The 12,987-nt window shown below is 45.9% G+C and carries 10 protein-coding genes; 1 reads left to right on the top strand and 9 read right to left on the bottom strand.

From position 1 onward, the window contains the following. Positions 1-110 precede the first annotated feature (110 nt). Positions 111-434, bottom strand: coding sequence for a helix-turn-helix transcriptional regulator (locus NSQ20_RS27610; protein WP_340031236.1), 324 nt, complete (start codon positions 432-434; stop codon positions 111-113). A gap of 206 nt (positions 435-640) precedes the next feature. Here NSQ20_RS27610 and NSQ20_RS27615 point away from each other — a divergent pair, with 206 nt between their 5' ends. Beyond that, on the top strand, positions 641-2,008 hold the full coding sequence (locus NSQ20_RS27615; RefSeq protein ID WP_076319698.1) for an MFS transporter: 1,368 nt from the start codon (positions 641-643) through the stop codon (positions 2,006-2,008). 84 nt (positions 2,009-2,092) lie between these two features. On the opposite strand, the gene NSQ20_RS27620 is transcribed toward NSQ20_RS27615, so the two are convergent. The 8 genes from NSQ20_RS27620 to fabD all read right to left on the bottom strand — a co-directional run bounded on the left by NSQ20_RS27620 (position 2,093) and on the right by fabD (position 12,961). Beyond that, entirely contained in the window at positions 2,093-3,115 is a 1,023-nt protein-coding gene (locus NSQ20_RS27620; protein WP_036668109.1) for a BtrH N-terminal domain-containing protein, read from the bottom strand. Next, the gene (locus NSQ20_RS27625) at positions 3,112-3,675 is read right to left on the bottom strand and encodes a hypothetical protein (RefSeq protein ID WP_036668110.1); all 564 of its coding nucleotides are present in this window, start codon (positions 3,673-3,675) and stop codon (positions 3,112-3,114) included. The genes NSQ20_RS27620 and NSQ20_RS27625 overlap by 4 nt, the downstream gene beginning before the upstream one ends. 32 nt (positions 3,676-3,707) lie before the next feature. Then, on the bottom strand, positions 3,708-5,474 hold the full coding sequence (locus NSQ20_RS27630; protein WP_338707058.1) for an ABC transporter ATP-binding protein: 1,767 nt from the start codon (positions 5,472-5,474) through the stop codon (positions 3,708-3,710). Continuing rightward, positions 5,471-7,216, bottom strand: coding sequence for an ABC transporter ATP-binding protein (locus NSQ20_RS27635; RefSeq protein WP_036668111.1), 1,746 nt, complete (start codon positions 7,214-7,216; stop codon positions 5,471-5,473). Before NSQ20_RS27635 ends, NSQ20_RS27630 begins: the two co-directional genes overlap by 4 nt. An 11-nt stretch (positions 7,217-7,227) precedes the next feature. Next, positions 7,228-7,701 carry a hypothetical protein gene (locus NSQ20_RS27640; protein ID WP_036668112.1) on the bottom strand — a complete coding sequence of 158 codons (474 nt, stop codon included), beginning with the start codon at positions 7,699-7,701 and terminating at the stop codon, positions 7,228-7,230. After that, positions 7,688-7,957 (bottom strand): phosphopantetheine-binding protein, encoded by a 270-nt coding sequence (locus tag NSQ20_RS27645; RefSeq protein ID WP_051449549.1) that lies wholly within the window; start codon positions 7,955-7,957, stop codon positions 7,688-7,690. The genes NSQ20_RS27640 and NSQ20_RS27645 overlap by 14 nt, the downstream gene beginning before the upstream one ends. Then, positions 7,958-11,617, bottom strand: a complete 3,660-nt coding sequence (locus tag NSQ20_RS27650) for a non-ribosomal peptide synthetase (protein WP_076319702.1) — start codon at positions 11,615-11,617, stop codon at positions 7,958-7,960. Between the two features lie 84 nt (positions 11,618-11,701). Beyond that, entirely contained in the window at positions 11,702-12,961 is a 1,260-nt protein-coding gene (gene fabD / locus NSQ20_RS27655; protein ID WP_036668114.1) for an ACP S-malonyltransferase, read from the bottom strand. Positions 12,962-12,987: the final 26 nt, after the last annotated feature.

The following is a 12,987-nucleotide window of genomic DNA, read 5'->3' on the forward strand; positions in this document are numbered from 1 at the left end:
TGTTCACCGTTATTATATAGGGCATGGTACGACACAGAATGTCGCATCAGTATTAGAAGTATTTCAAAAAATAAAAATGTCCCCTCTTCGACCTGAAGAAAGGACAACATTTAGGAAGGATCTGTTCTCGACTGAGCTGCGGCCTGCAATAACGGTTGCAGGAGTCCTGGAAAGCGCGTTTCCAAATCATCGGATCGCAGGGTGAGAAAATGCTGTGTACCCTGCACTCTGACCCGAATGACTCCAGCTTCTCGCAGGGTACGAATGTGATGCGACATCGTTGACTTCACAACAGGTGCATGAAAATGACTGCACGGCTGTTCTCCGCTTCTCGCTGCTTCCGCAACAATCCCAAGACGGGTTGGGTCGCTCAACGCATACAATACGGAGGAAAGTTCAATATCTGACACCTGTGGATGATGTAAAATTTTCATACTGTAGTCCCCTTTTCTCAGACTATCCATTGTATTTTAACACAGATCCATGATATATTTCTAATGTTCGACACCAATCGAACTTTAATGATTTCGTTATGTAACCCCTGCCTGTTTGGCACGGGATTGACATCATACTACATTTTGCAAATGTTACACACCGTTTCTGAAATGTTGCGAAATACACATCACTCTAGGAGGTTTTTATGAACAACACCGCAACCGCATCATCAGGGGAACGGACTGGAATACAGGAAGGATTAATCGTAAGCTTGCTTGGCTTCACCGTTGTACTCGTTGTTATGAATACAATGATGTTTAATCTGGCCCTGCCCAAAATTGCAGCCGAATTTATGCTTACATCCGTCGCTTCCTCATGGATTGTTACAGGGTATTCCATTGTATTTGCCATTTCCTCGATTACGTTCTCACGTCTATCGGATTTCATACCTATTCGTACATTATTCACAACCGGGCTTACGTTACTTGGTGCGGCATCGGTTCTCGGGTTCTTCAGTAATCATTTCATCATTTTGCTCATTGCACGTCTGATCCAGGCTGCGGGTGCTGCTTCGGTTCCGGGGCTTGCCATTGTGCTGATTACCCGATACATTCCACATGATCGCCGGGGTAAATCGATGGCTGTCATCATGTCCGCCAGTTCGCTGGGGCTTGGACTTGGTCCCGTCATCGGCGGAAGTATCACACAATTTCTGGGTTGGCATGATCTGTTTATCGTTACAGGATTAACGTTATTCTTGATTCCTGTATTTTTCAAACTGCTTCCTCGGGAAACACCGCAAAAAGGTTCATTTGACCTGCTGGGTGCCGTGCTTCTCGCCATCGGTACTACGGGTGTGCTGTTATTCCTGACTTCCCGTCAGTGGTTCACTCTTGTTATCGGTGCTGCGGCACTGCTTCTGTTCTGGCTCCGAATTCGGCGCGCGGCAGATCCATTTGTTCAACCTGCTTTGTTCAAAGACAAAAAATATATGATGCTCAGCTCGCTGGGGATTGTATCGTACATTAATAACTTCTCAACGTTGTTCCTGTTACCTCAAATTTTGGCGCATCTATATGGACTGACACCTGCTCAATCGGGACTCGTCATCTTCCCGGGTGCAGTCGTGTCCATGCTGCTGTCCAACCGGATCGGCCGCATGATTGACCGACATGGCAATACGTTGCTGCTGAAGTTTGCCCCATGGCTACTACTGGCAGCTGCCGGATTGTTCGCTTTATTTGCAGACAATAACATCTACGCCATTATGGCCGTGTATGTCCTGCTTAGCGTTGGCTTCTCTTCCCTAACCACCAGCGTGTCCAATGAATTGTCTGGCAATCTGACCATGGATCAGGTGGGCGCAGGTATGGGACTGTTCCAACTTAGTCAGTTCTTCAGCGGTGCCTTCAGTGTTGCTGTCACTGGTGTAGCATTGACGGCGATGCAGAACATGCCACTGTCCTCAGCGTACACCAATATTTTCTGGGGCATGACTGTGGTCGCACTGGCATCCGTTATTTTCTCTCAGGTGTATCTGAGAATGCAGTCACGGAAACAAGCTGCTGCTTAATATGAAGCAAGTCATAAAAAAGGCCCATAAAGCGATGTTCGCTTTATGGGCCTTTTTGCAAATTCCGTAAGGTTTCCTAGACTCCTAACTCGCAACCAGAATCTTTACCATGTTATGCGCTTCTTGTTCTATACCTATAATTTCTCCAATTTTACTCAACACTCGGTTCAACATGTGATAACGACTATCCATATCCAGGTACTGACTTTTCAATGTCATATTAGCGGCGAGATTCCATCGTTGCGCAGCATATTCGTATGCTTCCACCAGTTGATGAATATCCGGATTATATGGCATTCCCTCTCTTAGGAAGTGGCCATACAAATATCTGTTATTACTTATGCCAGCCAAGTCGCCATACATATTGTCCAGATATTCTTCGGTCAACACTGATGAATCTTGCATATGCTGACGTGTAGAGTCTATATATCGTTCAATTGCAGGCAGGCCTACATGCGGATTAACTAATTCATACCACTCAACCTGATTAACCAGTTGCCCGGATTTTCCATCCATTATTTCATGATTTTGATGAAGCATATCGTAGAATTCTCTCTCTTTTACCTGTTGGACGGCACTCCCAACATCTAATATAGCATAACGATAACGCGTGCCCTCACGAATCAACGATGTCTGACCTAGATCAAGAGCTTCAAATAACGTCTGTTCATCCATATTGCCTTTCAAATGATAAAAATCATCAATAAACTCAAACTGTCCATCTGTATAGTCGGACAATACAATACAATGCGACGAATGAAGTAATTGATAGAGTGAATTATACTGCATATAAAATACATCAACCCATACAATAACTGCTTCTTTTTGCTGAAGCAACGTCATGATTTCCTTTATAACCTCGGCCCGATCATTTTTTCTGACGATATTCAAATCAATATGATGAATATGTTGAAACTCATTTTCAACCGACATATACGTGGGAACAAGCTTCGGGGTGCCCCTCTCCGGGTCTTCATGGTACATCATCCCGCATTGTTTCCACACTGCAAGAAAATTCGTAATTTGTTTATAGTTGAGAATGCTGCTTACACATAAGGTAAAGCAATCTTCACCTTCTTCATGTGCTTCTCTGGGCTGAATATTCATATACTCCACTCCTTCCCCAAGGTTAGTGCAAAGATATGCATGCATGGATTGTCCGGCAATAGGATCTTGTCAAATGAAATGGGTTCTTCGAGTGTAATCTTCTGAAACCAGATAATAGGCTGTTTGGATGTCAGTAAGGCCCCCTTTTGGGTACACACCCCACTACATTGAAACATCATTTCCTCATTATAATGTGGAACCGTCTCGGTCCAGTTGGTCAGGTCCAATGATGCTCTCCCCATCCGCTCTCCATTTCGTTCAAAATAAATGAATTCATGGTATGAACCATTATCTGCTGCACCCAGAATGTATAGTGTCGAATATAGATCGATAGGTACCGGAATGTGCTGGCTATCCAGTTCTATATTATTAAACGCCTGTCTGTGTAGAGGAAAATGAAACGGAACATCCTGCCATTGTACCTTCTCCTGATCAGGCAGTTCGTCTCCAGGGTACGAGGAACCAAAGGTCGTGAAATTACCAATTTGGTTTGCAGCAAGATAACTGAATCCATTGTTGTTATAGTGTTCTTCCAAATGTAGTGGACAATAGATGGTCATGTCATAAACCTCCTAGGATCGTTCTACTTATTTCAGGTGACCACTGACCCGATACCTTGACGCTGATCCTTGAATAACGTGTCATACACCTCATGTCGTCCAGCCAGCTCCAGATGAGTGCCCGTAGCAACGATCTCTCCCTGATCGAGCACAATAACTTGCTCGGCATCCTGAATAGCTGAATAACGGTGTGCGATTACAAGCACGGTCATATCTTCTGCGATCCCGCGGATCACCTCATTTATTTTCCGTTCCGAGTCATTATCCAGTGCAGATGTTGCTTCATCCAGAATCAGCATTCGGGGTCTTGTTAACAGCACCCTGGCAAGAGCCAAGCGTTGCTTCTGCCCTCCCGATAGCTTAATACTTGACTCACCCAGGATGGTATTATACTGGTCGGGCAACCCTTCAATGAAATCATCCAGTAAAGCCATACGACATACCTCTCGTACCTCTTCTTCTGTTGCCAGAGGCTGTACGAGTCTGAGATTATCCATGATGGACATACTGAACAAGGCATTCTCCTGCATAACGACCCCAATATGTTGATAAAGATATTCTGATCCCAAGTCACCAATGGGCTGTCCGTCAACAAGAATGGCCCCTTGCTGTGTTTCGTTCTGCCCCAGAATAAGTTTGATTAACGTGCTCTTCCCCGAACCACTTCTGCCTACGATAGCCGTATAATCACCGGGCTGGATGTTCAGATTAATCTCATGCAAGACATTACTTTGATTCTCCTGATAATGAAAGGAGACATCCCTGAATTCGAGATGCCCTTGGAACTCTGGCTGTAATGCGAGCTTTCTCTGTGGTGTAACCGGAAGTTCCAGCAATTCAACGATCCGTTCAATGGAAGGTGTCACATCATGGAGTTGAACATTGGAGGCATTAATTTCATTAATGTTGTTAATCATCTGTTGATAGTAGGTCAGAAAGACAAGCAATCCCCCGATCGTTAATTCCCCCTGAAAAATTAGCAAACCACCGATAAAATAAAGATTCATCTTATTAATAAAGTCATCCTGGAAGGTATAATACAGCTCATTGGCGTAGGTGTACGCCAGATGCCGGAACTTGATTTTTCCAAATCTCTTCCAATATCCCACAAACTTAATGGATTCTTTGCGCTGCATATTCAGTGCCTTGATTTCCTTCCAGTGTCTGAAGCTGTTCGATATCCATGTCTCATATTCTCCGGTAGTCTGACGGAATTCGGAGACCAGCGCCTTGGCCTTTTTGCCCAATCGGGAACTGATGACGAAGGAAATAGGTAGCATGATAAAACCCAGCAAAGCCATCTTCCAATTCAGCGACAACAGAATAACCGCATATGCCCCTACGCTGATCCATTTGAACGTATAATCAATCAAATGCAAAAAGATAAAGTCTTTGACCAGTGTGACGTCTCCATCCAGCCTGTTCTTCAGATCTCCCGCACTATAGCGCTCATATAAAGTCGGCTTCATGCGCACTAATCTTTTCCACATATTCAGTTGTAAATCCAACTTGGTCCGACCTAATAACCGGTTACTGAACAGGGTTTGCAGCCCCAGAGCGGTTGTCTCCAACGCAAATAAGCCCAGGTATCCGGAAAGGATATAGGGTAACATTCCAAGCTCCCGTCCAACCATGACATGATCAATGAGCAGCTTGTACAGATAAGGAATCATGAGGGCAATAGCGGTCAGGGCCAATTTCAGTGCACCCAGAATAAAGATTTGACGGTTCGCATTTTTGATAAACGGCTTAATCTGTTTAAACAGTGCATACCGGGAAGTTGACGGTGCCTTGGTCACGACATCAGTCCCTCCTTCCGGATGAAATCTTCTGCAAATAACTCACGGTAGTGCTCACTATTCTCCAGCAGATATCCATGTGTGCCTGTAGCTACAATGCGTCCCTCATGCACAACAGCAACCCGATCAGCATTCAGGATAGAGGATAAGCGATGGGCGATGACAATCGAAGCCCGATCCTTGCTCAATTGCTGCCAGGAACGCTGGACCGCTTGTTCAGCTTCATAGTCCAAAGCGGAAGTGGCTTCGTCGAATATAATCAATTTGGGTTGCTTTAGAAAAATTCGTGCAATAGACAGACGTTGCTTTTGTCCTCCAGAGAACTCCATTCCCCCTGCGCCAATAACGGTGTCCAGACCCTGAGGAAGCGAACGGATAAAGTCTCCAATAAAGGCCTGATCACATGCCTCCAACAAGTGGTCGTCATCCGCATGAGCGCTGCCAAGCATCAGGTTGTAACGAATGGTTTCGTTGAACAGTATGGCTTCCTGCTGCACGATCCCTACTCTCTTACGCAGTCGAGACAGAGCATAGTCATCTATATGCCTGCCGCCAATGCGAATCTGCCCTTCTTCCGGGGCATAGAAACCGAGCAGCATGTTCACAATCGTTGTTTTGCCCGAGCCACTTTTTCCTACAAGCGCAACGGATTCATGGGCACCGATCTCCAAGGTGAGACCGTTCAGCACATAGGGACCCTGTTCCTCATACCGAAACCTTACTTGCTCGAATGACGTCTCCCCATCTTCCATATCCACTTCCGAGTGACCACCGCTTCTTTCCGTCTCTTCATCCAGAAGTTCAAAGACTTTGCGTGACTGTACCGTCAGCTTGGGCAGATTCACAACCGCCTCGTAGATCATCATCATGGATTGATTATTCTTGGTCAGATACGACATAATGGCAACAAAGGCTCCTGCCGTAAGCTGTCCCTGAACAATAAGCACACCAGCAATGGCGTAGATAGACAGATCCGATAGCAAAAAAATAAATGCATTAGAGCGGGTCGACATCCATTTCATGACTTCTGTCTGATTGTCGAGACGAATCACATCTGCACTCTGTCCCGTAAACAGTGTAGTGACCCGTTTACCACTCCCCAACAAACGAATATCTCTCATGCCTTGAAGCATCTCCAGCATCCAGCTGACAAAATGCCCGTATTTCTCACGCAAAATCGTCTGCTGCTTGGTCATCTTACGATTAAAATACTGTGATACCCAGACCGAAACCGGAACTAACACCATCATGGCTAAGGCGATATACGGATTTAGATAAAACAAAAAAACAAACGATACCAGCAATTTCGTGAACGGAGCAGCCATCTGAAAAATGATTAACTCTATTAACTGCATGACAGAATCCGTGTCTCTTGTTAGACGTGTGACCAGATCACCGGTCTGGACTTTTTGAAAATAAGACGCTTTAAAATGAAGAATGCGATCAAATAAACTTTTTCGAATATCAAACAGAAATTTAACATTCAAATAAATCCAGATGGATTTAATGATCCAACTCAGAGCCCTTACACCTACATACAAAGCAATATAAGTCAAAATAACATAGCCGAAGAAATGAAGATTACGGTGATAGAACACTTCGTCGATCAAAATGGCAAAAATAAGCGGTCCAATCAGATCCACCACCACCATGATCAGCTCGCAAAACAGCATGGTAATCAAGCTGATCCGGTAAGGTTTGGCGAATGTACGGATTCGTTTGCTCAGTGAAATATTCTCCATGCCATCCTCCTCTAGGATATCCAGCTCTCAAGTACGGTCTGGCTCTGGGACTGTACCTCCGTAACAATCGAGATCTCGGTTGTATGGGAGGACTTCATCCGCTCCCCCAGCTCTTCATTCCATACACCTTCGGCTGTAATACGAGTGGTAGCTGATGTGGGGTCTTGATTAACCTCAAGAATCTGCGCAGCATAACGTTTACCCTGTTCTTCTGTGTACCAGATCAAGGAGTCGCCTTTCTTAAATCCCGAATCAGGCTTTTCTGTAAATTCAGCTATAATGTGTACTTTGGTGTTCTCCCCTTGCAGAGATTCAGCCACTGCACTTGCACTGGCGGTCTCACTGCGCAGATAGGAGGTCGTATGGAATTGCATGGCTAGTGTCACTAATGCGGTTACGGTTAATCCAATAATAACAAGTGCCGCCACGGGTAATTGAATAGAAAGCCTGAACCAGATCTGTCCTATTCGTCTAGTCCGGCTCATGTTCCGAATCTCCTTCAATGAGACTGACCAGATAATCCCTGAAATCGGCAATCGTATCGGTTTGCACAAAGGTCAATCGGTCGTCGTCTATTTCAATGTCGAATTCTTTCTCCATCTCAACCACAATTTTAATGTAATCGAGCGAATTCGTCCCCAGTTCGCCCCAGGCTTGATCCATCTGAGTATCCGTTCCACACGCCATAACCTTGTCGATGACCTGTATTATTCGGGTCTCCAATGTCATGATTTCACTCATTCAGATCCTCCCCATCATGTGAGATTTAGCCAACTCATCGTAATACTCCCGTTCAAGCAAGCTTATATTCCTGTATATCTCCGGGAGTTTATGAAACGATGTTGGTTTATATGAAGAAGTAAGCACGTACTTGGCCAGAACTGCGCGAATATCACTCCACTCCATGACAATACGCTCACGAATATGTGTCAATCTGGAATCCGCACCCGTTAGATTGGCACAACGATACACCTCTGCCTTTTTGGCACTAATCAATTTATGAAGCGAAATGACCCAATCCTCAGCCATTGAAGACACCAGTTGTTGATCATGAACAACGGCCTCGAACTGCGGCACACTCTCCACCAGCCTTGCCAAACTGCTCTCCACCCGCTCCTGTTGCTCTTCCATGTGACTCACATAGATCTGCCAGTATGCCTCCAACTGCTCCTGACTGGAATCTCTTCGATGTATCACCGGATTATGCTTGTTGTAGAACGTATAGAAGGTGTTTACTTCCATATTAAAATGATCGATATAACCATGATAACTGTCCATCAGATCCTGGTAACTGACGGTTCGTTCTTCATATGACAAGTTATCATGATGCTTATGCTCCATCACGGTAAACGTCTGGTTGATCGGATCAACACCGTATACAAGCCAGGTATGTGGAATATGCTTTTTGAGATAGGTATCATTGCGTATGGATGTGTAATAGACGTCAACCCAGACAATAACCGGTCTGGCATTCAGTACAGCTCGACTGACATCCTGTATAATGTCCTCGCTGATTTTCACCATTTCATAGCCAATGCCCAGATCGTCCAGAATGTCCGTATCTTTGCGGCAGGAGAAGAAACCATTCACAAGAAATTGCTCATTGTCAGACCATAGATACTCGTCCACATGATGGATGAAGAACGGATGTATGCTTTTTTTCTGCTGCAATACAATCGGGAATAAAGAGTTATAGAAACATAATTTGAAGAAGACATCGTTAAAAGGATGGTATCCATCGGAATGGGCTCCCCATGAATGCTCCATGCCTATAGATGATGATAACGTCTTGTTAACCTGTACAACGTCAGATGCCTGCCCGTTATTTTCACTTTCATCTGAATCTGCAAGCCCGGGATTATCTTTCAGAACCGTTGCAAGCATCCTTATGGTCGGATTGTCATACAAAATGGAAGGCAGTACCCGAATACCGAGATTCTCCAGTTCGACCTCCATTCGAATCACAAGCAGGGAGTGCCCTCCAAGCTGAAAGAAGTCGTCGTCGATACCGATCCGTTCCATTTCCAGTAATGTACACCAGACATGTACCAGTTGGTGCTCCAGCTCACTCTCAGGCGGTGCATAGTTCATTCCAAAATGTAAAGACTGCTTCTGGTTCAATAACTCTCGTGTATCTATCTTCCCGTGGATCGTCCGCGGCATATGTGATATTTGAATGTATTTTGAAGGCAGCATATATTCGGGCAACAATGACATCAGATATTGGCGAACATCCATGACATACAGCTCCGTATCTGCCACGATATAAGCGGTTAGCACCTTTTCACCTTCGACTCCAATCGTCAGTACAACACATTCGCCAATCGGACCGTAACGGTTCAGATGTCGCTCAACTTCTGCCAATTCAATCCGATGACCTCTGATTTTAACCTGCTTGTCCATCCTTCCCAGAAACAACACGCGGCCTTCCGCTGTCCACATCCCCGTATCGCCTGTGCGGAACATCCGCTCTCCTTCAACAAACGGTGACTCGGCAAACTTCTGATCCGTCAATTCCGGCAATCCTACATATCCTCGGGATACCCCTTTGCCTGAAATACATATTTCTCCGGGTACGCCCACGGGTAACATTCGTCCATGCCAATCTCCAATATGTACGAAATAACCCTGAATGGGGCGACCTACCGGAATCGGATCAACAGTCTCTGATGACAGCTTCTCATAGAGCGCACATACCGTCGTCTCCGTGGGACCATACGTATTGTATACATTGGTATAGGTGAGCAGATGTCCAATGTCCGCCATCTTCAACACATCCCCACCGCTGATAAAGGTGCGAACACTCGCAAGATTGGGCATCCGGTTAAGCTCCCTCAGAATATGAGGTGTAGTACTGACAAGGGTGACCTTGTGTCGGTCCAGTAACTGCACCAGTCCGTGAATATCTAACAGTTGTTCCCGCTGAACCACAACAAGTGTTGCCCCCGCAGTTAATGCAGGAAACACTTCCTCCATATAAGTATCAAAGGTACTGGCGGCTTGTTGAAGCACCTTGTCTGTTGAATTTAGTTGAAACTCGGCTTGAAAAGCGTTCACGTATGCACTCAGATTTCGTTGCTCTACTCCGACCCCTTTGGGCTGACCCGTTGATCCGGAGGTGTATAGAATGTATGCTAGACCACTCATATCAGGTAAGGTACTTAAACCACTTCCATCTTCTGCTCTCCATGGGGCATCATCCAGCTTAATCATTTCTATGCCTGAGCCTGAGGGCATAGCCAATGTCATCTCCTCTAGAGCCTGTTGTACCTCCGTTTCCAACTTTCCCGTCAGGAAAATACGTGCATCCGATTCCATTAAAATATGACGTATACGCTCCAGGGGATATTCAGGATGAAGAGGAATATAGGTTCCGCCTGCCTTGAACACTGCCAGGATCGTAATGATTAATTCCACGGAACCTGCCATCATGACAAGCACTGGACTTTCGGCAGTCACTCCAGAGGCAAGCAAGAGACGGGCCAGTTGATTGGATTGCTCCTCCAGGGACTGATACGAAATTTGGCGATCTCCCTCTATAACCGCAGTCTGGTTGGGTATTCTGTTCACTTGTTCAAGAAATAAAGTACAGACAGAACGTTCCTCTGGCAGGGAAGAACGTGGACTTTTGTTCCAGCTTTCCATGATTTCATTCTCCTCTTCCGAAGAAAGGAGCCAACTTATGGATAAGGGTTGGTCTGGTAAGGCTGTTGTCTGTTCCAGCAATCGTATGTAGTGGGAACATAAACGCTCGGGTTGACTGGGTTCAAGAGGTATTGCACCATAACGGAGGGTCATGTGAAGTCGTTGGTCTACGCGATCAAACTCCAGTGAACAATGGGTTCCTTCATCCAGAACAGGCTCCTCATGAATTCCTTTCATATACAAAACCGTCTTCAACTCGCACTCCTCGGGAAGTCGTCCCAGCTTCTCTGCCATCTTATCGTAAGGAAAATGCCAGTACGTTCGGGCCGACATGACTTCAGCCTTGGTATCCAATACCAGTTGTCTGAACGATGCTGCCTCGTCTACTTTTCCACGAATCGCAAGCAAGTGAGAACTGCGAAAATCCTCGACTTGTTCTGGAGTTAGAGGCATACCCAACAACACATTCTGGTGTCCGTAATAACGATACAACAGATGTTGAAATCCCGATAAAAGCAATATATACAACGCCAGATTCGATCCCCCGCTCATGCGGATCAATCTTGCGGACAGTTCATCTGGAAAGGAAAAGGAAAGAACCTGTACGTTTGGTTCCCCAGTCTGGATCGAAGGTTGTAGAATTCCGTCAAACAAAGTTCCTATATGAATATCGCCATCTAGTTGTTCCTGCCAGTACGTTCGTTCTTCCTTAAATTTATCACTCGACATCATAACATTGAGTAGATGGATATCCATGATCTCACCCCGAATACATAGTAAACCGGCACAACAAGTGTTGATCTCACCTGTCATGCCGGTTGATTGGTGTACACGCACTTGTTATGCCGTAGGAACTTTATCGTCACTCCACAAATAATACTGTCCCGTCTCGTCCAGGATCTGGTGGAACCAGTCATCCCGCTCTTCCTGCTCTACTTGTTTGGTTTCGAATATGGTACCCAGCCATTCCAGAGACAATTTCATCTGCTCCGTAGTCGGTGCCCGATCCGCTGCCTCAAGTTCTTCTTGAAGCTGCTGGATTCGTTTATAAGGCTCAACGACTCCTTTTTGATATTGCTCCTGATCCCAATTCCGGTTCGGTGTGGCTACCGCCGCGGCCATACATTTGGTCACTACCGTTGGTCTCGGTCTGGATACAACAGCCTGATCCAGCAACTCCTTCAATGCTTTGCGGTCCTCTTTCTGTCCATAGGCAAAAGACTTCATGCCCAGCTTGTCCAGCTCCACCAGTCCGCTCAGGACATTCTTTGGTCCAAGTTCAATCGTCAGCGTGACACCATGCTTTTTGAGATATTGCATCGTCTGTGTCCACTTCACCGGCTGGGATAATTGCCTTTGGAGCAGTCCCTTAATTCGCTCAGCTTCGGTATACGGAGTAGCGGTCACATTAGATACGACGGGCCACTTGAATGGGTGGAAACGATAATTGGCAAGTTCTACCGCAAGCTGTTCACCGGCCGGCTCCATCAAACGGCTATGAAACGGCGCACTCATCATCAACGGGGTCGTCTGGGCATCTTGATCCAGCAAGAGGGATTCAACTTGTTCAATCGAATCCTGATGACCGGATATGGCATACTGACCTGAAGCATTGTAACAGGAGATCGCAGACCAGGCCGTATCGGTTGACACTTGCTCACAGGCTCTGCGGATCATACCCTCATCTGCACCATCAATGATGGTCATTCCCCCATCTGCTTCATCTGCGATGAGTTCGGTCAATTCGCCACGCCGCTTGGTGATCCGCACAGCATCACCAAATGTCATGGCACCGGAGCATGTTAGTGCTGCATATTCACCCAGGCTGTGACCCGCGCAGAACTGCGGGTTGATCCCGATCTCCTCCATGTAGACACGATAGGCAACAACACTTGCTGTCAGCAATGCCGGCTGCATATTGGAAGGTTTGTTCAGATCAAACAGGCTGCCTTCAAAACTCATTTTGGCCAGATCAAAGCCCAGAATATGATTAGCTTCTTCATACGTTTGTCTTGCAATCTCGTACTGATCATAGAAGTTTTTCATCATACCTATATATTGGGAACCTTGCCCTGGAAACAGAAATGCTATTTTTTCCATTGATTGAACACCTCGCCTCTTAGATT

Source organism: Paenibacillus sp. FSL K6-1122, from assembly GCF_037977015.1.
GTDB classification, from domain to species: Bacteria; Bacillota; Bacilli; order Paenibacillales; family Paenibacillaceae; genus Paenibacillus; species Paenibacillus amylolyticus.

Coding starts and splice junctions, on each gene's coding strand:
- NSQ20_RS27625 (WP_036668110.1), bottom strand. CDS start 3,675: ATGACCATCTATTGTCCACTACATTTGGAAGAACACTATAACAACAAT.
- NSQ20_RS27650 (WP_076319702.1), bottom strand. CDS start 11,617: ATGGATATCCATCTACTCAATGTTATGATGTCGAGTGATAAATTTAAG.
- NSQ20_RS27640 (WP_036668112.1), bottom strand. CDS start 7,701: ATGAGCCGGACTAGACGAATAGGACAGATCTGGTTCAGGCTTTCTATT.
- NSQ20_RS27615 (WP_076319698.1), top strand. CDS start 641: ATGAACAACACCGCAACCGCATCATCAGGGGAACGGACTGGAATACAG.
- fabD (WP_036668114.1), bottom strand. CDS start 12,961: ATGGAAAAAATAGCATTTCTGTTTCCAGGGCAAGGTTCCCAATATATA.
- NSQ20_RS27635 (WP_036668111.1), bottom strand. CDS start 7,216: ATGGAGAATATTTCACTGAGCAAACGAATCCGTACATTCGCCAAACCT.
- NSQ20_RS27610 (WP_340031236.1), bottom strand. CDS start 434: ATGAAAATTTTACATCATCCACAGGTGTCAGATATTGAACTTTCCTCC.
- NSQ20_RS27620 (WP_036668109.1), bottom strand. CDS start 3,115: ATGAATATTCAGCCCAGAGAAGCACATGAAGAAGGTGAAGATTGCTTT.
- NSQ20_RS27645 (WP_051449549.1), bottom strand. CDS start 7,957: ATGAGTGAAATCATGACATTGGAGACCCGAATAATACAGGTCATCGAC.